Source organism: Anabaena sp. FACHB-83 (assembly GCF_014697485.1).
GTDB lineage: Bacteria > Cyanobacteriota > Cyanobacteriia > Cyanobacteriales > Nostocaceae > Nostoc_B.
In genome coordinates, this window is sequence record NZ_JACJRY010000011.1 from 87121 (window position 1) to 112328 (window position 25208).

Sequence of the window (25208 nt, forward strand, 5' to 3'; positions counted from 1 at the left end):
TTAATTTATTCCTTCTCCTGAGATGATTTCATTATTTATACTGAACCCAGCCAGAATTTAATAAAGTAATTACCCAAACATACTGTTCTTTATAGACATTAATAAAGATTAAAATCTAAACAAGTTGAGTTAAATACTGTTTAGATATTGACGTTACCAATATGTCTATTTCACCAGCTATAGTAATATTTATTTTCTGGCTGATAGCTGCTTTTATATTCGCCAACCTCTATAACAAGCTAATTAAAAGTAAAAATCAGGTTGATTATGCGTTTTCTACAATTGATGTATTGTTGCAAAAAAGATGGGATTTAATACCTAATCTTGTAGCAATTGCAGAAAAATATATGCAATTTGAGCAGAAGACTTTAACAGAAATTGTCAGACTCAGAACCAAATTAATCTCAGAACGTGTAAGTGATAATACGAGAGTTAGAATAGAAGACCAAATATCGAGAAATCTAGATCATCTGATCGTTACAGTCGAAGCATATCCCGAACTCAAAACCAACGAGCATTTTATCCGGTTACAGTATTCACTAACTGAAATCGAGGAACAAATTTCCGCCGCTCGGAGATTTTATAACAGTGCTGTCACGGAATATAACAATACAGTTGAAATGTTTCCTACAAATTTGTTTGCGTCTTGGATGAATTATCAGTTAAAAATGCAATTCCAAATTTCATCTCAAGATAAACAAAGTGTAAATGTCAGAAATCTATTTAGCTGATATTTTACGCAATTTTTAATAACTAAAATTCCATGTCAACTGATTTAAAATTGTTCCAGTCAGGATTGGAAGCCTTGAAGCACAAGCGTTATGCAGAAGCAGTCAGTTTCTTGGAAAGCTTTTGTCAAATCTGCGAAACAACTCCTGAGATTGAATGTCAGGAATTTTTTCAGGCACAAGCAGCATTGGTGAAAGCATATCACTTTACTGGACAACACCAAGCAGCACGGTTGTGCTGTCAAAAGTTAGCAGAAAGTAATCATCCAAAAATTCAGACTTGGGCGCAGCAAATTCTTCAATCTTTACCTACGGAATCTTCAGTAACAACTCCCATAGTTCCAAATCAAACACTCCTCACAGCCGAACAAGCCGCCAAATTACTCGCCACAGGAAGTAAAGCACTCAGATTTCGCCACTATGCTGAAGCTGTTCAGGCTTTAGAGGCGTTCTGTCAAGGAACTGATGCAGGATTCAAAGATTATTATCAAGGGCAGATGTGGCTAGTTAAAGCTTATCAGGGAAATGGACAATTAGAAGATGCGATCGCACTTTGCCAACAACTCACTAATCTTGATCAAGAAGTAACCCAAATCTGGGCTAGACAATTTCTTCCGACTTTATTACCATCCACTTCTCAGTTACAGTCTCAAACCGTACAGCCAGCAGAAAAAACTGCTCCTGTCAAAATGACAATGAGAAGTTTATCTGAATTTAAAATCTTTTGTCAAAATAATTTATTAGAAGATTTAAAAGAATTTGAATCGGTTAGGAAACAAACAATCATCTCAGTTTCCTTGGTTAGTACTGTTATTTTTATCATATTTTGTTTATTAGTTAAATTCTTTCCTCTAGAATATATTATTTTTTGCCTTGTTCAAAAAATTCCCCTACCATACTTCATCATCTTTTTATTTTTATTTGGATTCTTGGCTTGTTTATGGGGATGGATTGCTTTTTATACTTCTGCAATAGAAACTTATACTCATGGATTTAAAACAAAAATCATTCAAAAGATTTTTGATTTTATTAATACTAATAAAACTTTGAGTTATGCTAGTTACGCCTCAGAAGATGACAATCAATATACTCTGTCTGCTTTCATTCATAGCCAGATTTTTCAGACCTTACTAAAACCAAATCATATTCAGCAACAAGAATGTATTTTCGGCACAGTTAATGAAACGCCTATCTTCTTTTCGGAAATTTGTACAGAAGTAGAATTAAAACATCGTTGGATTAAATATCTCACTTTTTCCCAACATTTAAAAATGTTAAGTTCAATGATGATACCTCCTGTGGTCATCAGAATGGTTTTTGGATTTCTACTACCGCTATACTCGATATTATTAGTCACAAAGTTAATTAAAAGTGTCCCTTATATAATACTGAGGATATTAAGAGGGCAACAAATCAATTATCAACATTTTGAAGAAGAAATTTTGCGAAACGAAGTTTCTCGACGAACAGTATTTAAAGGATTGTTTTTTCAAGCCAACTTTAATAAAAATATTAGCGGCAAGACTATAGTTTTACCAAACTTCGCAAATACCAATCTTAACGCCTTAAATAATAGAAACGAACAACAAATTAAACTAGAAGACCTTGAGTTTAGTAAATTTTTCACAGTCTATGGAGATGACCAAGTAGAAGCCAGATATATTTTGTCTACAAATTTAATGACTAAGTTAGTTCAATTTAGAAAAAGAGCGAAAAAGAATATTTACGTATCATTTGTTCAAAATATGATTTACATAGCTATTGAATATGCCGATGATATTTTTGAACCTAAACTTTTCAAAAAAATGTTAAGCTTTGCCCCCATGCGAGAATATTTTGAAACTATAAATCTCATGTTGGATATTGTGGAAGACTTGAATCTCAACCGACATATTTGGGGTAAAAATTAAGATTAATTCACCAATAAAATCCTGTCATTCCTAAACCCCCATCTGAACAGATAGCCTAATTCGCAAGAGGAATATTTTTTCTTGTGAAATATACCTCTGTTTGAGTACCAAGAGTATCAAGCTGATTACTACCTGTATTGACAATCACAGTCGATGCCGTAATTTTGGGGAATGGATATAAATGAGAAAGATAAATTTTATCATTAATAACTATCTTTCCGAGAGAAATGCGAGTCAGCTTATTTATTGACTCAACTTCAGCATCTCCATTGCGATAACACAGTCTTCCAAAAGCTAAAGCCGTTGTTTGTGCCGGAACTTCAAGTAAATAAAAGTAGTCAGGACGTAACCAATCTTGCCAACTATCATCACCGCCTTTACCTAGATATTGAATCGATGATGAATCTATTTTTGTCCATGTTTTTGGAGAAAGCCCTTTAGGAAAAATGATGACTTTAATTTCTCTTTTACCATCAAGAGAAACTTTTCTAGTAAATGTGCCACTATGCCAATAAATGCCTAGCTCATCATAATCATTAACTTTGACTTCAACCAGAGGTTTAGCATTACGGCAAACCTGAGCGCGTCGATTATCTGGCGCTTGCAATTTAACCCACAGAGTTAGACAAACCACAGCTAAAAAAATTGAAACACAAATCTTGAAAAATCGAGGAAATTTCATCGAGATGATTAGTGCAGGGATGATTGACTCTGTTATAGCCAATCATCCATTTGGTTTGTTGACTGCGGAAAGTTAACAGTCTAACAATTTTTGATTTTTAATTTGGATGCTAAAATACTAAAAGCCGATAGTTTTATAGTGGTTTACTAAAATATATTGCCTGTCTGTAATTTTCTATGTCTGAAAAATATCGCTTTGAAACTTTGCAAGTCCACGCGGGACAAGAACCAGCAGTAGGAAGTAATGCTCGTGCTGTACCGATTTATCAAACAACTTCTTACGTCTTTAATGATGCCGATCATGGGGCGCGGTTGTTTGCGCTGCAAGAGTTTGGCAACATTTACACGCGGATTATGAATCCGACTACAGATGTGTTTGAAAAGCGCATTGCAGCTTTAGAAGGGGGTGTAGCAGCATTAGCTACTTCTAGCGGTCAAGCGGCGCAGTTCTTGGCTATCAGCACGATCGCTCAAGCCGGAGATAATATTGTTTCTACCAGTTTTTTATATGGGGGAACCTATAACCAATTTAAAGTTTCCTTACCACGTTTGGGAATCAATGTCAAATTTGTCGAGGGCGATGATGTAGAGAATTTTCGTCAGGCGATCGACGATCGCACAAAAGCATTGTATGTGGAAACCATTGGCAATCCCCAATTCAATATTCCCGACTTTGCCGCATTAGCCCATATTGCCCATGAACATGGTATTCCTCTGATTGTTGATAATACCTTTGGGGCTGGCGGCTATTTGGCTCGACCAATTGAACATGGTGCAGATATTGTAGTTGAATCTGCTACTAAATGGATTGGTGGTCACGGCACTTCTATCGGTGGCGTAATTGTCGATTCTGGGAAATTTGACTGGGGTAATGGCAGATTTCCCATATTTACTGAACCATCACCTGGCTATCATGGGCTAAATTTTCAAGAGGTATTTGGCGTAGGTAGTCCCTTTGGTAACATTGCCTTTATTATTCGCGCCAGAGTAGAAGGCTTAAGAGATTTCGGCCCCTCATTGAGTCCATTTAACGCATTTTTATTATTGCAAGGATTAGAAACACTTTCTTTGCGTGTAGATCGCCATGTCTCCAACGCCTTAGAATTAGCCCAGTGGCTAGAACAACAACCCCAAGTAGCATGGGTAAATTATCCCGGACTTCCCCATCACCCCTATCATGAGCGAGCCAAAAAATATCTGAGACACGGATTTGGTGGCGTATTAAATTTTGGCATCAAAGGGGGACTAGAAGCAGGTAAAACCTTTATTAATCATGTTAAATTGGCAAGTCACTTAGCCAACGTGGGTGATGCTAAAACCCTTGTCATACATCCTGCTTCCACCACTCATCAACAGTTAAGTGCTACAGAACAAGTTTCCGCCGGTGTGACACCTGATTTAGTGCGTGTCTCTGTGGGAATTGAACACATTGACGATATTAAAGAAGATTTTGAGCAAGCGTTTCAAAAGATTGGTCAATAGTCAATATTAAGAAGTAAAAAGTAAAAAGTCAGGACTTACGCAAAAGTATGAAGAAACGAACCGCAAAGGACGCAAAGGACACGAAGTTATAAGAGTTAGAGAGAGTTTTTGCGTAAGTCCTAAAAGTAAAAAAATAATCCCCATAAATAAATTTAGGGGATTTAATAAGGAAGTATTATTTCTCGCTCTATGCGTCTCGAAATAAATGTTCCTATTTCGTTCCATAAATGAATTTAGCGCGAAGTCACAGCGCAGGAAACCAGCGACCTGAACTTCGAGTATAGAGGAGCTTGTGACCCTTATTCTTTTTCTTTCTTTTGCCTTTTAACTTTTTACTTTTGCCTTGTTTGGTCATTGGTCAACAACCCCTCTGTAACAACTCCCCACCTAGTTAGTATTAGATGAATTATCAGGACTTCATTTCACCACAAACTGAGTATTATCATTTACCAAAGCCGTTTGAGTTAGAAGGAGGCGGGGTTTTAACTGGGGTTCAGGTTGCTTATCGGACTTGGGGAAAGTTAAACTCAGCAGGTGATAATGGAGTACTGATTTGTCATGCTTTAACTGGTTCGGCTGATGCTGACGAATGGTGGGAAGGTTTGTTGGGTGCAAATAAAGCACTAGATAGCGATCGCGATTTTATTATATGTAGCAATATTTTGGGCAGTTGCTACGGTACAACAGGAGCAACGAGCATCAATCCCCAAACTGGAATCCCTTACGGTGCATCATTTCCAGCAATTACGATTCGGGATATGGTGCGCTTACAAGCTGCATTTATTCAACATCTGGGAATTAAATCTTTACAGCTAGTCATTGGTGGCTCACTGGGTGGGATGCAGGTACTAGAGTGGGCGTTATTATATCCAGACATTGTACAAGCGATCGCCCCTATTGCCACTTCCGGTAGACATTCAGCTTGGTGTATTGGCTTGAGTGAAGCCCAAAGACAAGCTATCTATGCTGATCCTAATTGGCAAGGGGGTAACTACACAAAAGAACAACCACCCAGCCAAGGACTAGCAGTAGCAAGGATGATAGCGATGAGTGCTTATCGTTCTTGGCAAAGCTTTACAGAACGTTTTGGACGACAATATGATGGTGTGGCTGATCAATTTGCGATCGCTAGTTATCTACAACATCATGGACAAAAACTAGTGCAGAGATTTGATGCTAACACTTACATCACTCTCACCCAAGCAATGGATAGTCATGATATTGCTCAAGGTCGAGACTATAAATCTGTTTTGCAAAGCATTAAACAACCTGCTTTAGTTGTGGCTATTAATTCTGACATTCTTTATCCGCCGATAGAGCAACAAGAACTCGCAGATTTCATCCCTCATGCTCAACTAGGTTGGTTACAATCTGGTTATGGTCACGATGCTTTTTTAATTGATACAGCAGCTTTAAATGAGCTATTGATTAACTTTCGGCAATCTTTAAGTTTAAAAACCTTATCTGATAAGCTAATCGGCACATCACATAGCAGATTTGATGTTTATGAGGTACAGCAACTAACTGAAAAAAGTAATGAGTAATGAGTCAGAAATTTACTTATTAATCAATACTTATGACTCATTACTTAATATTCATGGTATACCTCATTTACTTAAAAATTGCTGTAATTTTGTCTATACATACAAGACTGATATAGCAATCCTAAATGATACATGAGAGTTCAATAAGCCTCAAATGCTTATAAAACAAGGATTTTTGTCTACGTATTTTCTCACAATTGGGGTAGGATTGCTATAGCAATTATTTCAAAGCTTGAATGCCCAGAATAGTAAGACTTTTCCTCCTGCCTTCTGCCTTCGCTATAAATCTTAAATTTATAACTTTGCCAGAATTTCTGGTAATAATTGACCAGGAACTTTTGATAAAGCCAAATTCTGCCCTTGAATGCCTAATTCGTTATGGAAGGCGCGGATTGTTTTGACTACATAAGCAAAGGTGGTTTGATAAGCTTCTGGTTGTTTGCTTAATCCGTTTAAGGCTTGCAAATGGTGATCTAATGCTATTTCTAAATGGTGCGATCGCGTCGGTTTATCCCCATTAAAATAACTATCTGTAACTAACTGATAATGGGCTAATCCTAAGTTATTATGAGCAGCAAACAAATCAAAGCTCAATGGTATCCCATTTAAAGAATGCGCTAATGCAATGGCTTCTTCGTAAGCAATAATTGATAATTTGAGTAACTTTTGCTTGCGTTCTTTTGTGGTTTGCGGTAAGTTTGCCAGATGCCAATAAGCTGTGGCTAAATTATTTTGGGTGGCGGCGCAAGCAGTGGGAACATTGGCGGCGGTGCGATATTTTAAAGCTTCGCAGTAAACATCAATAGCTTGCTGAAGATTGTCTGCGGGTTGTTCGTATTGGGCTAAATTCCAAAAGGCAGTGCCGATATTATTTTGAATCATGCCGTATTTGAGTGGTTCTTGTTCGGCATTATAATGAGCGAGTGCTTGGTTATAAGCTGCGATCGCTTTTTTCAGATGCACTACTGGTTGATTATATTGCCCTAAATGCCAGTAAGCTGTACCTAAATTATTTTGGCAAGCCGCATATTTCAACATATCCATTTCCACAGTGCGGTAAGCCAAGGCTTCTGTATAAGCTAAAACCGCCTGTTGCCAGTTTTCCGCAGGGTGAGAAAATCTTGCTAAATCACCGTAAGCTGTTCCCAAATTATTCTGCACCCGTGCATAAGTTTCTGGGTGAGTCTGCGGTGAAATCATCTTCAACGCCAACTGATAAAACTCAATTCCCTGTTCAATGTAATTTTGTCCCGCCTCAAGATTGGGTGGTGTGCGGTACAACATCCAATACAATGTACCTAAATCATTGAGAATATCGGGTAATTGTGGTGATTGATCATCATAGGCGATCGCTTCTTGATAAGCTAAAATCGCCACCATCAAGTTTTCTAGGGTGGAATTGCCTTGTTCAATCCGCAGGCGATATAAGTTACCCAATTGATGATAAGCTGCTGCCAAATCTTCTTTTGCAGCTTGCTTGATGTGTAATTCTTCAATGGCTAATAAAATTTGTTGTGGCTGCCAATTATCCTCTTCTTCTTGATTACCCTTGGCATTAATCGTGGCTAAGACTAATTCTGTTAACTCCTGACTAATATGTGATATGGAAGACAGTGAGGGAGTAGTAATTTCACTAACTTGAACAGCCGATTGTGACTCATGCTTAATAAATCCCGGCGGTGGTGGCGGAATATCTAGAACCCTACTAACCTGCTTTGCTGGTGTGTCTGTAGGAACTGTACCATGACCATTTTTGCCAAATTTGGGTTCTGGGGGCGGTGGGGCTTTGGGTGGAGTATCAATTGTTGATTCGTTGACACTAGTCCCTTCTAAATTCCCAAAATCCAAATTCTTGGAATTAGATACACGTTCGGGATAATTAACATTGCGCTTTGCAGGTGAAGGTTCTCCCGCAAAGGTAAATATTCCCGTCCGCCAACGCCAAAACTGGGGTGCTGACTGCTGAATAGCTGACAACCAAGGACGCGATACCCACAACAACACCGTCGATTCGAGAAACCCGCTAGATTCTTGGCTAGAAAAAGCTTCGTCACAAAGGCGCAGATAATGTAAAAACAACCGTTGAACGGCTACGGGTTGCTTAGTTAACTGTTCTACGCCGACAATTTGAAATGTCGGTATTGGCAAAGGCCTGCCAGGGTGATCTGGAGATGCGCCAACAATGGGCGGCGGATAATTAGCCAGCCATTGATTTATCTGGGCTACAGGATTAGGCTCATTTAAATTTAACCGCAAAGTTACTAATCGCGGATAAGCCGGAGTGCTGCTAGTTTCCTGTCCATCTTGGGGTTGATATAAAACTTGCCCCACTGGATAAGCCAAAGTGGAGTGTAATCTCGCTGCTACTTGATTTCGCAGTTGTAAATCGTCGCAGACGGCTAAAAACAGTTGTCTTCTTAAGCCCAAACTCAGGGCAAGTTTCAAACGGTGATATACTTGCCGATTCCAAGCAAAATTATCGTGGTGTGCTGAATCATTCACGCTCATGGTGGCTCAACAGCCAAAAAACAATGTACATCACCGGATCAAAGGTGCAATTAGATTGATCTAGTCCGGGGTAATCTTCCCACAGCCCTAGATGACCACGCAAGTGGCTTACCTAGTTGCGATTCTTCTTAACTGAACGTTATTTAACTATGACGGCAATTGTCAAGCAAAAACTTAAAATTTCATGCCTTGACTCAGCAATACAGCGTTTTTCGGTTGAGTGCCGTACCAGTTGATAGGGGCTAGAGGCTAGATTGATGTACCTCATGGGAATGAAAAACGCTATATTCTGACTTGGGACTGTTGACATGACAAAGAAAAAACAGGTTCCCCTAACGATGAAAACCTGCAACACCAACAAAAATTAATTTTTTTCCAAAAACAATGTTATTACAGGAGGCAGAAGGCAGGAGGAAAAGTCTTATTTTTCCTGGCATTCCAGCTTTTAAGTTGTCCTAATATCTCTGACTACCGCTTTAATTAACTGAGATTAGAAACCGAGAAGGCAACAACAATTAAGCCGCCGACTAAAACTGTCGCGGCAACACCGAGGATAATGTAGTTACGCTTCTGCTCTGCTGTTGGAGGTTCTGCTCGATAAACCTTTGGCTCTTGGGCAAAATTGTTAAGACGACCACCTTCTTCATTCGTGTAGGGCATGAAGTAATTCCTTAAGTTCTGAACATTATTATTTAATGTTACAAATACTTATCTGTTCTGCTCTCACTTTCAAAAACAATTTGTTACATTTTCTGTCTAGCGCATAACACTTATTGGCTCAATTGTCAAGCAAATGTGATGCAGTTCCCTAGCCCCCAGCCCATCACTCAATTTTTTGTTCTAGGAGCGATCGCCAATCGGCAATGGCAGCTTCTGTCCACAGCCAATTATTACTTAATTTATTTACCTGAAAGTTTACCGGGTCTTGGGAAATCACCAATTGACGAAGCTTAATCGCTTCTTTCATGTATTGGTCGTGCTTTGATGCGGGTTGAGAGCGTGCTGATTTATACAAACCCAATGCTAAACCTGCGTAGGCAGTCAAAGCATCTTGGGGAACTTGATTTTTCTGTACAGAAAGTGACGCACTATAGGCAGATTGTGGCTGATTTAAAGCTAAATTCAGCGCCTTGAACCAAGCATCATTAGCTCTGGTAACATTTCCTTCTGCATAATAAGCAAATCCCACAGCATTGTTATATAAAACTGAGTTTGGTTCAGCTTTGACAGCCGTTGCCCAAAAACGGCGGGCATCATCAATGGTATATTTTCTATCTCCGGTTTGAATTAGCTGCCAAGCTAGTCTGCCTTTAAAAAAGTTGAGTGCAGCATCATTCTCTTGCTTTTTCGGCACAATATTTAAGGCAGTTTGGGCAGATTGCAGTGCGCTACGATTTAATAATTCTTCCACAGCTACCAATCCCGCCGACAAGTCTCCTTGGCTTAATTTTTCGGTGGCGCTAGTTGCAATCACCCCTGTGGGACTGGTTTGCAGGTTGATTTTAGAATTAATTTCGTTCGATAAAGATTGCTGAACGGGAATTTTAGGGATATCGGCAAACATTGGTGCGCGTCGAGTTTGCCACCACCAACCAAAACCAATCAAAGTAGCGATCGCACCTACCCCCACAATACCCCAAATCATCCGCGCATCTACACGGCGAGGTTTTGGTGGTGATGTGGGTAACGATGCCAAATGCGGGTTACGCCATTCTTGTTCCTGACTGGGTGCAGTTTCCTGGGGTGTAGTGTTGGTGTTTCCCCATAATCCTGCTTGATTAATGGGCGTAACTTCACTATTAATTGGTTTAGCCGGAAAAATATGTTCGTTGTGGTTTGGTGTATCACCTTTGAGTGGTGATGTACCATTGTTGTTAGCTGAATGCTGATCTAGCTGGCGAAATAAATCAGAAACAATCGCCGAATCTTCTGCATAACTAGGATCATCATATTCAATTTCATCAACTAAATCGCCCCAAGTCTCTTCACCCAACCAATCTAAATCCCCAGCCCCATTACCCAAATCTGGCATCATGTCATCAATGGGTAAAGATATCTGTGCTTCATCAGTCATCACAGAATAAGCTGTGGTCGAAGTTGCTTTGATACTGCGGCTATTGTCCGTCAGTGATTCTGTACTGGTAAAAGTTGGAAGTTCTGTCCCCAGAAAACCATCAAATTCGGGTTGGAGATACAAAATTGGTAAAGCCCAATAAGTTTGGTGGGAACCATAGGCCGAGATTAATCCCTGACGCACTCGACTTACACATAAATCCACCGGATAGCCTTGACTCAGGTTGCGATATAAAAGCTGGGTGAGGGTGAGGGCAACTTCATCAGGGATGCGTTCTGACATTGCTAAAACGCATTTAATTCCGCGTCGGACTAAACTTTCGGTGAGGTTTTGTTCACCAGTGTCTTCTGTTGCGTCAGTTGTAGCTGTGTATGCTCCCCAACAAGAGTTAAACACAGCCATTTGAATATTATTATTGACGAGTAACCCGGCTAGGTCATCGCCTGTGAGGGTTTCAGTTAAACCTGTTCTGCTACTAACGAGATAAATTTCGCCACCGTTGGGGCCTAAGTTACTATGACCAGAATAATGGAGAACTTGGTATCTACCTTGTTCGAGGGCTTGGGTTAATTCTTCTCTGCCTGGTTGATCTAAAATAGTCAGTTCAATTTCTGGTATGGGAGTGCTACTGTCAACATTGCGAGCCGGATGACGGTGTAATTCGGCTTGTAGTCTCAGTGCTTCTTGTTTCAACAAACCCAGGCGCATTTGGTCTGTGGGAGATGCCAGCACCATTAAAACGCGCACTATCCCATCTTCGGGTAATTGTGGTAAATTCCTGGATGGCAGACGACCAGTGTTGAGAATGCCGCTTTGGTAGCGCGAAAACGCCACATAAGGCCCAGTCGCCAAAGGTCGATCGCCTGCGTGCATGACTTCCCAAGGTAAACGTGCTAATCTATTGTCCTTGAGACCTAACCGCAAGCGCAGTACTTGTTGATGGTTTTGAGCAATGCCTTGAGCAGTAATCCAGCTATCTCTGAGAGTGCCATGAAATAGGGCATTATAAAATTGCTGACCCAATGCCACCAAGTTTACAGAGTTTCTGGCGATCGCATCACCCTGTAACACCGACTTTAATGGGTCATTCATCAGGTGTCCTGCGGCTGCTAACCAATCAGCTACAGGCCATGTCACCAGTTCTTCTGCCAATGGCACCCCAGGCGCGACTTGTTCCGTTCGCACCAAGTAGTCATTCTGCCCTACTGGAGTTACGGAAATGTGAAATTCCATACAAGTAACGCAATCTCAATGTTTTTTGCTGTCAAACCCTCATTCATACTCAATAGATGCTCGAACCTGGATTTTTGTTTTTGAACATTAAATTTTAGTATAGGCCTACACTAAATCCTCATGCTCAAACAATGCTCATTCCCCATTATGACAAGTGGAGAACATTTTTAGCAGCCTCTCATATTATGTCTGGCAAAAGGGAGCAGAGGAGTAGGGGCTTAAAACCCACATTTCTCACAAGCTTCAGGCGTTTGATGGGGCAGAGGGGCAGAGGTGCGGAGGGGCAGGGGAGAGAGTACCTTCATTCTCCCCTGCTCCCCTGCTCCCCTGCTCCCCTGCTCCCCTGCACAGGCTTTGAAAGGTGTGGTGAGAAATCCGGGTTAAAACCCACATTTTTCGTTGCTCCTCTCTCGCCTTTTAGGTTAGGACGATATTTCTAGTTGAAACACCTGATAGTTAAGAGAATAGTAGGTTGGGTGTAGCGATAGCGGAACCCAACAAAGTATGCGTGAATGTTGGGTTCCGTTCCTCCACCCAACCTAAACCAGTCTAAGTTATTGCCTTAACTGAACTGTCTACAAACTTGAGCTTAACCCCAAACGAAAGGTAAACCCAGGACTATAAATACGATTTACTCGCTCGTATTGTTCACCCAGTAAGTTTTCTAGGTAAACTGTCAATCCTAAATTGCCAGCTACAGGGATGCGACCACTAAAATCTAAGTTGAAATAGGATGGGGCAAAATCGGTAATTTGGTCGCCGGTTCGATTAAATAAGGCTCGTCTTGCACCACTGTTGTAGGTCATATACAAGTTAGCTTGCCAACCAGAATTTTGATACCCAACACCAGCTTGTAGTAAAGAATAGGGAATCAAACCCAACTGCAAGCCTCTTTCTGCGCCTGTTTTAATTTGAGCATCTGTGTAGGTGTAGTTGAGAAAAGTTGACCAGCCAGAATTGAGTCTGAGTTGTAAGGCTGCTTCTAAACCGTTGGTATCTACTAGCCCAATATTTGCCCAGCGTCCAGCTACAATACCGAGACGATTATCGATACTGCTGCCGAAATAAGTAAACTGTCCAGTTAAATTCTCGGCAAATTTGACATCTACTCCCGCAGTCCAACTAGAACCGGTTTCGGGGTCTAAATCAGGGTTTGGTTCCCAACCATGTACTGTGTCATAAACATATAACTGGTCTAGTCCGGGGTTGCGTTGTCCGCCAGCCCAACTTCCCCGCATTGCAAGTGTGGGGGTGAGGGCATAACGCAAGCCGACGCTCGGATTAAGATAGTTACCAAATTCTGTATCAAAACTCTGCCTGAGTCCTAAATCGAGTTGAAAATTTTTGCTGATATTCCAACTATTAACAGCAAATAAAGCTGTGTTTAATAAATCTCGGTTTTCGGTTTCATTATTAGCGATACGCAGGGGGCTGGTACTTAAAACATCACCGTTTAAGTTAGTATTTTTTAAATCTAATCCCCAGCGTAATTTATTGCTTTGCCCTAATTGCCACTCATGGTCTACTCTGGCGGAAAACTGTTGTGTATCTAAAGCCCCTGTGCGATAAAAGTTACCTGTCGGCCCGTAGGTACTGAAATAGTTTTGATTGTAACCAATGGTAGTGGTTAAATTAGAGCGATCGCCATTTCCTAACCGAGCTTTCCAAGATAAACCAACATTCAAGCCATCATGGTCTAAACGGTCTCTTTGTAGCGGAAAACCAAAATAAATTAAACCGCGACGGCTACTCAATGCAGTTACATCTAAATTTAAGGTATTGCGAGTATTTAAATCTATGCCGATGTTACCAAAATAGGTACTTGTGGCTGTATCTGCATTGAATAAAAAACCTTGAGAATCTCTATTGGCTGCACCTACAGGCACACGATAACGGTTATCGGTAAACAACCTTTCAAAACTGAAATTATATCTCGCCGCCCCAACTGAACCACTAAAACTAGTCTGTTGATTATTTAAACTTAAGGAGCCATATTCCACACTACCAGTTAGCTTTGGTTTTCCATAGCCTTCTTTGGTGATAATATTCACAACTCCACCAAAAGCGGAGGAACCATACAAAGTAGAAGCGACACCGCTAGATAATTCGACTCGTTCGATTGATTCTACTGGAATGCTATTTAAATCGGTTGTGCCGTGATAAGTGTTGATATTATTATTAATCGGTCTGCCATTAATTAAAAATACAGACTGGTTAATTGACGCGCCGCGATAATATGTGCCTGTGTGAATATCTGCGCCATGACCGACATCATTAATCGCAAACCCAGGTAATCTTTTTAAAACATCTGCAACGCTGGTAGCACCTTGTTTTTGAATTTCTTCTTTTTCAATTACATAAACAGGTGTAGAGCCAGAGAAAGTATCTTGTTCCCCAATTACTTCTGTAGAAATATCTGCATTATCCGCAGGTTGGGTTTCTGTGTCTGGCGGAGTTTCTTGTTTAAATTCTATATCATTATTCGTTTCTTGAGTTAATAATTCAGCACGAGTAATCGGTAAGTCAATGTCTTTTAAGTCAGAAATAGTTGAAGTTACCGGAGTTAATTCAGTATCAGCTTGCTGTTGAATTTCAGTCTCAATGGCTTCAGCAGGTAAATTTATCAGCAAATTTGGTAAAGCAACCAGCAACCAACAATTTTTTTTCACTTCTCGTCTCACACCAAGTAACAATAATCACTGCTAGGTATTGTTGCTGTTACTGTAAAATATTGTCAAATGACAGATTGTCATATTTATCATCAAAGATTCATAAATCAAGCAAATATTAGGGTTATAGATTATTGGTCTGCAAAATTTATTTAAACTAAGAAAAAACTAGAGAGTAATCATAGTTACTCTTCTAGTTAATTAACTTACTCATCAATTAACACCTAACAGTAGGAATTATATCCAAAGCCATAGCTACCGAAACCACCATAGCCTGTACTAAATCCAGATAGTGCTGAATAAAAACCACCTTGAAGAGATAGGATTTCTTGACTATTTAGCCCGTCAAGAAAGCTTTCAGAATCATTAAACAGTTCATAACCAAGAATATTTAATTGATTAATTGTGATATTTGTCATTAGCTTTGCTCCTTGATTTGCAAATATTAGACCGATGAAGTTAGGTTTTGTCTAATTTTGATGTTTGCAAAGCAATGAGATAAATTCAATATTTTTAAATATAATAAATAGACATAATTGCAATACTTTTGTCTATTGTCCAATAAAAAATATACCATACTGAAATACTTTAGAGACGTTGTATACAACGTCTCTACAACAACGGATAAATTACCTGTTGATGAGGTGGAACTAACCTATTTGAATTGCAAGTTGAACTTCTTGCTGCAAACGATGGAGTAAATCTTTGGTTCTCTCGTAGGCAATTTTTTGGTTTTGCTGTTCAAAGTACTCAGATGCTTTGTTTAAATCTGCGATCGCTCTTTGATTGTACCCTAGATAATATTGAGCTATGGCGCGATTCAAATATGCTTGACCATTACTCGGATCTAATCTAATCACTTCGGAAAAATGATTGACGGCGGCGTTGTTGTCTCCGTTACGACCACAGATGCAACCAAGGTTAAAATAAGCTCGGTAATCATCTGCGTTGAAGCGAATCGCTAAGTGAAAGTCTTGCATTGCTGCATCTAAGTTATGCAACTGAAAATGCGCTAAACCTCTATCATTGTAAATATCTGCAAAGAATATATTGGCTACTGATGGAATTTGTGTTAGTGCCAAATTAAAATCAGTGATTGCAGATGTGTGATCACCAATGGCGTTATGCGCTACACCACGATTATAGTAGGCGCGAAAATCTTGGGGTTTGTGAGCGATCGCTAAATTATCATCCTCAATCGCACTGAGATAATTACCTTGTCTGTAATGAGCTAATCCGCGATTCAGATAAGCTTCCACATTATTTGGCGAAAAATTTATTGCTTGTGTACAATCAGCGATCGCTTGATGGTAATCTTGTAAATGGAGATAAGCCAAACAACGATTACTATAAGCCACAGCATTTTTTTCGTTCTGGGCAATTGCTTGATTAAAGTGAACTATGGCTAGTTCATAATTGCCTTGCTGCATCTGCACAACGCCTAAATCCACAGACTGGTTAGAGACACTTTGAGCCAGGGATGTTGACGGCAATAAAAGCTGACTCGCAAAAGTCAAAGAAAACACAACTAGCAAACTGAATAAAAACCGCCAAAAATTAGTCATAATTATCATCGACAATTTCGGCAAAACAACATAATCTGCGGGACAATTCGCCCCGCAGTTTGTAAGACTATACTAATCTATACTCTACTTCCAGCTTTTGTCTGCCTTGTCTAACACGTAAGCAGCGACATCTTCAATTTGATTAGCTTTTAGACGACCTTTAAAAGCAGGCATGGCATTTTTACCATTTGTTACTTGAGCAATAATGGCTTCTGCGGAGTACATCCCATACTTTTCTAAATCTTCTTTTTTCAATGTCTTGGCAGCGTTAACTAAATTTTTACCGCCTGCATGACAAGAAGCACAATTAGCACTAAATACTTTAGCTCCGTTGTCGGTGTCGGCGGCTAAAGCTGGGGTGCTGAAGGCAAAAGTGAAGATGGCAATGCCTAACAGCAAAACGGAAATAACTTTTTTCATGGAGTGTTCTCTCTGAAACCAACGTACATTTCGGACGATATCATTCTTAATTGTCAATTGATGAAAATCCCCTCGTCAAAAGACAGGCTGTCAAACTTCGCTGTAATGATTGTGAATAGGGGATTTCAGCAGTTAAGAAAAACTCAGATCAAAATCAGCGATCGCACTCTTGCTATACTCGCAATCAGTATGCAATTGGTAGCAGATTAAGCCTCACATTTATCCGGCAGAATGTTACATAGCTTTAATAAAAGGGCATTCTAAATTTAATAACCAAACTAAACTTATATAATGCCTCAAATTTAAAATGAACTCACAAATACAAAATATTCAGCCCAATAATGTTAAGAATTGTTCTGTGAATTCCCACACAGCTTGTCCAGAAATTGCGTTCCCATCCCCAGAGCAACAATTACAACAGCTACAAAATAAACTTCTATTACTAACCCAATACAACCCGTTGCCGATAATTGAGTGGAATGCAGCCTTTGAAGTTACCGAATGGAATTTGGCGGCTGAGAAATTATTTGGCTATAGCAAACATGAAGTTCTTGGTTGCAATGTCATCGAATTATTGGTGCCAGAAAACTCAAGAACAGAAGTGAGCATGATTATGCAGTCATTCCTGCAACAGTTAGAAGCAAAAAATAATGTCAATCTGAACGAAAATATAGACAAAAATCAAAAAATAATTGTTTGTGAATGGTCTAACATTCCTGTTTTTGATTTAAATGGTCAAATAATTAGTATTATTTCAATTGTCAAAGATTTCACGGAAGTTAATAATTCGATAAAAGCTATACGAGAAAATGAAAAAAAATATCAGTCTATCTTAGATGCTATTACTGATATGGTATTAGTTAAAGGTGCTAACTCACGCATTATTTGGGCAAATAAAGCTTTTCGTGATTATTACGGGATGAGCGCATCGGAACTCAAAGATTTGATTGATGCGCCTTTTAATGAAGCAGATAATACACTCCAATATATTAAAGATGATGCTTATGTATTTGAAACAGGAAATACTTTAGAAATTCCCGAAGAAAAAGTGACTAGATATAATGGCGAAGTACGCTTATTTCACACAATCAAATCTGCCATTCGCAACGAAAAAGGTGAAATTGTGATGACAGTCGGTGTATCTCGTGATGAGAGCGATCGCCAACAAGTTGAAAAAGAAAAAGCCAAACTTTTAGCCATTCTTGAAGCCGCACCAGATTTTATTAGTACTGCTGATTTAACTGGACAAGTTCTCTACTTTAATCAAGCTGCTCGCCGAATGTTGGGATTGTCAGAAACAGAATCATTTCAAGGTAGAAATTTATCTCAAAATCATCCCCAATGGACAAATGAAATTATCCTTAATCAAGGGATACCGGAATCAATTCGCTGTGGTAATTGGGTAGGAGAAACCGCACTCTTAGGCGCAGATGGCAAAGAAATTCCCCTTTCGCAATTGATAATTGCCCACAAATCACCTGATGGACAAGTTGAATATTTATCAACAGTTGCTAGAGATATTAGTGAACTCAAAGCTGTGGAAGAATGTCTGCGACAAAAAGCCCAAGATTTAGAGAAAACCCTCAAAGAATTGCAATATACTCAAGCTCATCTGATCCAAAGTGAGAAAATGTCATCTATTGGTCAGTTAGTTGCTGGAGTTGCTCACGAAATCAACAATCCCACTAGCTTTATTTACAGTAATATCCAACCTGCTACCGAATACATTCAAAATTTATTAGATTTAATTGGGCTTTATCAACAACACTATCCTCATCCTGAAAAAGTGATTCAAGACCACATCAATGCTATTGACTTAGAATTTTTGATAGCAGATTTACCCCGATTACTTTCCTCAATGAAGATAGGCGCAGAACGAATTTCACAGATTGTGCTTTCCCTACGGAATTTTTCGCGGATGGATGAAGCCGAGTGTAAAGCTGTAGATATTCATTCTGGCATTGATAGCACTTTAGTAATTTTAACCCATCGCCTCAAGGCACAACATAACCGTCCAGCGATCGCAGTTATCAAAGAATATGGCAACTTACCTTTAGTAGAATGCTATCCAGGACACTTAAATCAGGTGTTTATGAACATTTTGGTCAATGCTTTAGATGCTTTAGAAGAACGAGATCAAAAACGTTCTCTCGCACAAATCCAAGAAAACCCTAGTTCTATCCGCATTCAGACTTTTGTATCAAACACCAAACACATTATCATTCGGTTTATTGATAATGGGCCAGGTATTCCAGAAAATTTACTCAAACGTTTATTTGACCCTTTCTTTACAACTAAACCCGTCGGTGTGGGAACAGGATTAGGTTTATCAATTAGCTATCAAATTATTGTCAACAAGCACAAAGGAAAACTCACTTGTCTATCCACACCAGAACAAGGCGCTGAATTTCAAATCGAAATTCCTATCCATCTTGGTCTATCATAATCAAGAAAAAGCGATCGCCAAAGTCTTTTTAGCATTATCCTCGTTCAACTTCAGCGATTAAACCAAGCCTCTAAATCAGCCATTCCCTGAAAATCTAACAGTGCTTCGCCAAGATTTTCTAATTGCTCTAAGGACAAAGATTCAACTTGCTGCCATATCTCTGGAGATAATTCTCCCACACGACGAGTTAATTGACGCAGAAGCAGCGATTTTTCTCCTTCTTCCTTAATTTCACGGTAAACTCTTGTTTCTTTGAGTGTAATCCCTAACATCTCTTCAACCTCCCTTTGACTCTTATCTTCAAACTTGTAGACCATGATAGTTGTCAATAGCTCTATTATGGCGCGATTTTGGAGTTGAGGTATTTCTTGTTGACTTCTTGTAAGCAAATACCTTGCTTCCTGTGGTGCTTGTTCATCATCAAGGGTAGTTAACACCATTAACGCCACCCATATAGGTAAAGAGCGAATATCCCCCAACTCATCTAAATATATACGATGCACTTGGTCGCCATTCAGGTGATTTCTATGGGGATAAATATCGCTTTGCTCGATACTACGGGAAGGGTAAATGATCACAACTTGCCAATCACTAAATCTATTACGCTGACGATAGAAATATAATGATGATTCTGCAAATACCCTTTCATAAAGCTGTTCATCCCTTTGAAATTGTACCTCACAGAAATATACTATACCCGGACTTTCATCTTCTGGTGGTAAAAAGACCCCATCAATTTCAAACTTCGGTTCTTTGACTGCTACTGAATCAAACCGATATGCCTCAGCATTTGTGGGAGGATTGGTTAACAATTCAAACAACAGAGTTGGTGATTGTTGAAATAGCTTGTAAAAAATTGAGTCACGCCGCATGAAGTATTTTAGTTAAATTCTATTAAATATCTAACCATACATACTTTGACATTCTGATTTCATTACTGTTCAACTTGATGCTAGAATTATTGCAAATAATTATTATTAATGTAAGCAATTCCTGACAATGACGATTACTTTAAGTAGTCAAGACTACAATGAACTTTTAAAAGCAAGCAAGGAAAATAGGGAAGCATCACCAGGTTTAGAAGCAGATGAATATCTCGATCAAATGCCCAAACACCTTGGTAGAGGCTACTATCGCACAATTGAAGTCTATCCTCAACTGTGGTTATGTATTTTTGACAAAGAGTATCATCATGATATGGTGTTAAAAACCCCAATTAATCATCATCCCTTGCAATTTCATGCCTTAGCTTTAGGGATGTATACAGATACTTATGGGCAGATGGGGAGAGAAAATAGAAATAACTTTATTTCTGGTGGTGGAATGCAGCAAAAAATTGATATTTGCTATCAGCATTCCCAAAGAATTTTGGGTGTTGATATAGAAATGCCACCCCATTTATTGAAGACTTTTTTTCCTGGAAAAGATGGAGAAATACTGCCTCAATTAAAATTTTTGGCAAAAGAAAGCGATTGGCAAACACTACTTTACTCTCCAACTCATTCAGCTATTCAAAGTGTTGTAATGCAAATTATTAACTGTCCCTATCAAGGCGTAACTAGGCGGATATATTTACAGGGTAAAGTCATAGAATTAATGGCTTTGCAGTTAGCTCCTTTTTTAGAAGAGACTACAGTAAAGCAATTACCATCACGATTGAAAAGAGACACTATTGCTAAAATTCATCACGCTAAAGAAATTTTACAAGAGAGTTTGGAGAATCCACCGTTATTGTCAGAATTGGCGCAACAGGTAGGTTTGAGTGAAAGTACCCTGCAAAGAGGATTTCAGATGCAGTTTGGTACAACTGTGTTCGGTTATTTGACAAATCAGCGTATGGAACAAGCGCATCAACTGTTACAGAATACTGATTTTACAGTGGCAGAAGTAGCTAATATTGTCGGCTATTCTCATTTAGGACATTTTGCGGCTGCTTTTAAGCGCAAGTTTGGGATCACACCACGGGAATGTGGTTTAGGTAAAAAGCTGGTTTCGGGACTATAAGACTGTTTTGGGATAGACTCAACTTGCTTCACTCTTTTACACTCTGTTTGTTAGCAAATAAGAAATATACGCAATAAGCAAGATGATTTTTAGGGGTGTAGGGAGTAGTATGAACAGTTGGGGTTTGGTTTCTAGCAGCAAGGGTTTGGCATTATCACTGAAAATTTATCTCTGGTTGGTAGTGGGTGTAGTCGGGATCATCTGTAGTATATGCGAGCCTGCACAGGTATTGGCATCAGAAAAACAGCAAAATACTATTCAAAGCACGAGGGAGAAAATTTTACTGGCTCAATCAACTGTAGTAATTACAGGAGTTAAGGCAAATCCCACAGATAAAGGTGTGGAGGTAATTTTAGAAACAAACCAAGGGGAACAACTACAAGTCACAAATCGCGGTGAAGGTAATAACTTGATTGTAGATATCCCTAATGCTCAGTTGCGTTTACCCAATGGCGATGCTTTTACATTTCGTTCGGAAAAACCAATCGCGGGAATTACTGAAATCACCGTGACGAATGTAGATGTCAATAGTGTGCGTGTGACGATCGCCGGTGAGAAAATTTTGCCTACAGTTGAGTTATTTGATGGGGATGAAGGTTTAATTTTTGCTGTAGTATCTACAACGACTGCGACACAACCACCGCAAACACCACAGGAAGAACCAACAGCGCAACAGGATGAACCAATTGAGTTAGTAGTTACCGGGGAACAAGACCAGTATTTCACACCGAATGCGACGACAGCCACACGCACAGATACACCAATTTTGAAAATTCCCCAATCAATTCAGGTGATTCCTCGTCAAGTGTTAGAAGAACAGCAAGTAACGCGCTTGGAGGAAGCTTTACAAAATTCTAGTAGTGTTGTCTATAACGGTACAGATACGAGTAGTGATTTAAACTATAGTATTCGGGGATTTGATCAAGCACCTGTATTGCAAAATGGCTTTCGTCAATATGATTTTGCGGAGATTCCCGAAGTCGCCAACATAGAACGCATTGAGGTATTAAAAGGGCCAGCATCGATACTCTATGGGGAGATTCAGCCAGGGGGTTTAATTAATGTCGTCACGAAACAACCTCTATCTGAACCTTTTTATCAAACTGAACTACAATTTGGTTCTGATGGCTTGATTCGTCCGCAGATAGATATTTCCGGGCCTTTAACAGATGATAAACGCCTACTATATCGGTTGAATGCTGTTTATTCTCGACGAGATGGGTTTCGAGATTTTGATCAAGAGTTTCAGCAATTTTTTATTGCGCCGACGTTGACATGGGAAATTAGCGATCGCACCAATCTAGCTTTTGATTTACAAGTCTCCAACCGCGAACAGCCTTGGGATTCGGGTAAAGTGGCTTTTGGGGATGGCGTGATCAATACTCCGCGCGATCGCATTTTTAATGAACCTGATGATTTTCTGCGGCGTGATTTCTTGAGTTTGAATTTATCTGTAGACCACAAATTCAGCGATAATTGGTCAATTCGCAATGCTTTTCGCTTCACAGATTCCACTGTTTTCTCGGATAAACTCAGCATCTTTCTAGGATTTGATGAAACAACTGGGGAACTTCAGCGAATATTTGCTTTAGATGATTTCAATTCTCGCAATTACGCCTTACAAACCAATGTTATTGGCAAATTTACCACTGGTGGACTCAAACATACTTTACTATTTGGTGCAGATTTGAGTCGCACTAATACCAGTCGCTTTGCTTCGGCTAACTTTACTTCATTCCCCATTAATGTTTTCAATCCCAGCTATGGCGTAAATCGACCAGAATTTGATACATTGCTGTTTGACCGCAATTCGGAAATCGATCGCTTAGGAATTTATCTGCAAGATCAAATCGAAATCTTTGAACAATTAAATCTACTGCTAGGTTTGCGCTATGAAACAGTAGCACAAAGAAATCAGAATGTACCTGCATTATTTTACCCAGGTGGTGATACAACTCAAAATGATTCTGCCTGGACACCCAGAATCGGTGTAGTTTATCAACCAATTCCCAATGTTTCTTTTTACGGTAGTTATTCGCGATCGTTTAACCCCAGTGTGGATGACATCGGCGCAGATGGCAACCCCTTAGAAGCTGAACGGGGGGAAGGATTTGAAGTGGGGGTAAAAACAGAACTACTAGGCGGGAATTTGTTGGCGACGTTAGCTTATTTCGACGTTACCAAGCAGAATGTCGCTACTGAAGATCCAAATTTTCCCGGTTTGGGTATTTCCATCGCCACCGGTGAACAGCGCAGTCAAGGTGTAGAATTCGACTTGACAGGAAAAATTTTACCGGGTTGGAATATCATTGCTTCCTATAGCTATACGGATGCAAAGGTAACTCAAGATAATACTATTCCGGTGGGGAACAGATTGATTGGAATTCCCCAACATCAAGCCAGTTTATGGACAACCTACGAAATTCAAAGCGGGCGTTTGCAAGGTTTGGGTGGAGGAATCGGTATTAATTATGTTGGTGAACGTCAGGGAGATTTGAATAATAGTTTTACCCTAGATAGCTATTTTCTCACCAATGCAGCATTATTTTACCGCCGAGATAATTGGAAGTTTGCTCTTAATTTCCGCAATCTATTTGATGTGGAATATACCAACAGTCGGGGGGGATTTGGTAGCCGCACAAATGCAGGACTTCCTGGAGAACCATTTACAGTGGTGGGTTCAATTTCGGTGAGTTTTTAGGATGAAAGTAATTGTGCGATTATTACTGTTACAGCAGTTTTCATGTATTTAGACTACAAGCCAGTATCTTGATTTCTTTGTACCTTTGCGCCTTTGCGCCTTTGCGTGAGATAAAAAAATGTGGTTCAATTACCTGAAAATCGCTGTAAGTTGTTTGATGTTTCTCTCACTTTCAGGTTGTCATCGCCAACCGTCTGACATTTCATCTTCGAGTCGCATACCCAGAGGTGATTGTCAAACAGTGCGACATCTGGGGGGAGAAACGCAGATTTGTGGAACACCACAACGGATTGTAGTTCTCAATCCCAAGATGTTAGATATTGTACTTTCATTGGGTGTGCAGCCGATTGGCTATGCGGAAATATTTAGCAATCGCCGTGGCGACTTCGATCAGCCTAGTCAGCAGATTCCCTATTTAGGCGATCGCATCACTCACCCAATTGCTAACCTGGGAATGAGTAGCAAACCATCCCTAGAAACGCTCATCAAACTCAAGCCAGATTTAATTTTGGGAGATATTCGGGGAAATCAGCAACAATATAGTCAATTATCCCAAATTGCGCCCACACTGCTGTTTGATTATGTTGGTGGCAATAAATGGCAAGATTCTTTACAGGCGATCGCTCAAGTATTAGGACGCAGCAATCAGGCTAAAAAAATCATAGCAGCCCATCGTCAACAAATAACAAAAACCCGTCAAGCATTAGCACCTGTTGTCAAAACCTATCCAAAAGTCCTGATGGTGTCTTCAGAACAACTCAACTCATCAATCAATCTGGTGACTCCTCTAGATTTTTGTGGGGGTTTATTAGAGGATATTGGATTTAAACTGGCTAAGGTTTCCAACTCTACACCAACAAATATTACTCAACCGATTTCGGTAGAAATATTACCTCAACTTGATGCCGATTTAATCATTGTCCAAGGACATAACATTGTTGAGTTAAGCAATATAAAAAACACAACTAGTTTTACCAAAACTCAATTACAATCTGTGCAGAAATCTTGGCAAACAAACACCCTTGCTCAGTCATTACGTGCGAGTAGAAACAACCGAGTTTATTTTATTCCTACTTATATTTGTTTAGGTTTACCTTCACCCAGTGGTACACAAATTACTCTTCAATCTTTACAAGAACAACTATTACCCTTGGCGAAAATAGCGAGTCAAAATTAAGCTTTTTCAGACTCCAAATTACATCAGTAGTTTAATATTTAAGATGTACAGATTTTTTTAAAACAT

Annotated in this window: 17 protein-coding genes; 8 read left to right on the forward strand and 9 right to left on the reverse strand. The window is 39.5% G+C overall.

Features of this window, described 5'->3' with window-relative positions; translation table 11 throughout:
• The first annotated feature begins 161 nt into the window (after positions 1-161).
• On the forward strand, positions 162-731 hold the full coding sequence (locus H6G79_RS15385) for a LemA family protein (RefSeq protein WP_190590098.1): 570 nt from the start codon (positions 162-164) through the stop codon (positions 729-731).
• Between the two features lie 32 nt (positions 732-763).
• A complete protein-coding gene (locus H6G79_RS15390) occupies positions 764-2638 on the forward strand; it encodes a DUF3137 domain-containing protein (RefSeq protein WP_190590097.1) in 1875 nt (624 codons plus the stop codon).
• Between the two features lie 55 nt (positions 2639-2693).
• Here the strand turns inward: H6G79_RS15390 and H6G79_RS15395 are convergent, their stop codons facing one another.
• Positions 2694-3272 carry a hypothetical protein gene (locus H6G79_RS15395; protein WP_313933919.1) on the reverse strand — a complete coding sequence of 193 codons (579 nt, stop codon included), beginning with the start codon at positions 3270-3272 and terminating at the stop codon, positions 2694-2696.
• Positions 3273-3496: 224 nt separating this feature from the next.
• Here H6G79_RS15395 and H6G79_RS15400 point away from each other — a divergent pair, with 224 nt between their 5' ends.
• Together H6G79_RS15400 and metX are read left to right on the forward strand one after the other, a co-directional pair.
• A complete protein-coding gene (locus H6G79_RS15400) occupies positions 3497-4801 on the forward strand; it encodes an O-acetylhomoserine aminocarboxypropyltransferase/cysteine synthase family protein (RefSeq protein ID WP_190590095.1) in 1305 nt (434 codons plus the stop codon).
• 401 nt (positions 4802-5202) lie between these two features.
• Positions 5203-6345: a homoserine O-acetyltransferase gene (gene metX / locus H6G79_RS15405; protein ID WP_242048387.1), complete on the forward strand. Its 1143-nt coding sequence runs from the start codon at positions 5203-5205 to the stop codon at positions 6343-6345.
• 294 nt (positions 6346-6639) lie between these two features.
• Here metX and H6G79_RS15410 read toward each other — a convergent pair whose 3' ends face one another.
• From H6G79_RS15410 to petJ, 7 genes are all read right to left on the reverse strand, one after another.
• Positions 6640-8853 carry a tetratricopeptide repeat protein gene (locus tag H6G79_RS15410; protein WP_190590094.1) on the reverse strand — a complete coding sequence of 738 codons (2214 nt, stop codon included), beginning with the start codon at positions 8851-8853 and terminating at the stop codon, positions 6640-6642.
• A gap of 480 nt (positions 8854-9333) precedes the next feature.
• Entirely contained in the window at positions 9334-9513 is a 180-nt protein-coding gene (psb34, locus tag H6G79_RS15415) for a photosystem II assembly protein Psb34 (protein WP_190590093.1), read from the reverse strand.
• Positions 9514-9676: 163 nt separating this feature from the next.
• Positions 9677-12160, reverse strand: coding sequence for a cell division protein HetF (gene hetF / locus H6G79_RS15420; protein ID WP_190590092.1), 2484 nt, complete (start codon positions 12158-12160; stop codon positions 9677-9679).
• 575 nt (positions 12161-12735) lie between these two features.
• Positions 12736-14829 (reverse strand): TonB-dependent receptor domain-containing protein, encoded by a 2094-nt coding sequence (locus H6G79_RS15425; protein ID WP_190590091.1) that lies wholly within the window; start codon positions 14827-14829, stop codon positions 12736-12738.
• Positions 14830-15053: 224 nt separating this feature from the next.
• Positions 15054-15248, reverse strand: a complete 195-nt coding sequence (locus H6G79_RS15430) for a hypothetical protein (protein WP_190590090.1) — start codon at positions 15246-15248, stop codon at positions 15054-15056.
• Between the two features lie 231 nt (positions 15249-15479).
• Complete coding sequence (locus H6G79_RS15435) at positions 15480-16394, reverse strand: tetratricopeptide repeat protein (RefSeq protein ID WP_190590089.1); 915 nt, start codon at positions 16392-16394, stop codon at positions 15480-15482.
• 84 nt (positions 16395-16478) lie between these two features.
• Complete coding sequence (gene petJ, locus H6G79_RS15440; RefSeq protein ID WP_190590088.1) at positions 16479-16814, reverse strand: cytochrome c6 PetJ; 336 nt, start codon at positions 16812-16814, stop codon at positions 16479-16481.
• Between the two features lie 307 nt (positions 16815-17121).
• Here petJ and H6G79_RS15445 point away from each other — a divergent pair, with 307 nt between their 5' ends.
• Positions 17122-19260 (forward strand): PAS domain S-box protein, encoded by a 2139-nt coding sequence (locus H6G79_RS15445; RefSeq protein WP_190590087.1) that lies wholly within the window; start codon positions 17122-17124, stop codon positions 19258-19260.
• 50 nt (positions 19261-19310) lie between these two features.
• Here the strand turns inward: H6G79_RS15445 and H6G79_RS15450 are convergent, their stop codons facing one another.
• Positions 19311-20132, reverse strand: a complete 822-nt coding sequence (locus H6G79_RS15450; protein WP_190590086.1) for an Rpn family recombination-promoting nuclease/putative transposase — start codon at positions 20130-20132, stop codon at positions 19311-19313.
• A gap of 127 nt (positions 20133-20259) precedes the next feature.
• Between H6G79_RS15450 and H6G79_RS15455 the strand changes: the two genes are divergently transcribed.
• From H6G79_RS15455 to H6G79_RS15465, 3 genes are all read left to right on the forward strand, one after another.
• Complete coding sequence (locus H6G79_RS15455; RefSeq protein ID WP_190590085.1) at positions 20260-21264, forward strand: AraC family transcriptional regulator; 1005 nt, start codon at positions 20260-20262, stop codon at positions 21262-21264.
• A 109-nt stretch (positions 21265-21373) separates the two neighbouring features.
• The gene (locus H6G79_RS15460) at positions 21374-23965 is read left to right on the forward strand and encodes a TonB-dependent siderophore receptor (protein WP_190590084.1); all 2592 of its coding nucleotides are present in this window, start codon (positions 21374-21376) and stop codon (positions 23963-23965) included.
• A gap of 118 nt (positions 23966-24083) precedes the next feature.
• Positions 24084-25142 (forward strand): iron-siderophore ABC transporter substrate-binding protein, encoded by a 1059-nt coding sequence (locus H6G79_RS15465; protein ID WP_190590083.1) that lies wholly within the window; start codon positions 24084-24086, stop codon positions 25140-25142.
• Positions 25143-25208: the final 66 nt, after the last annotated feature.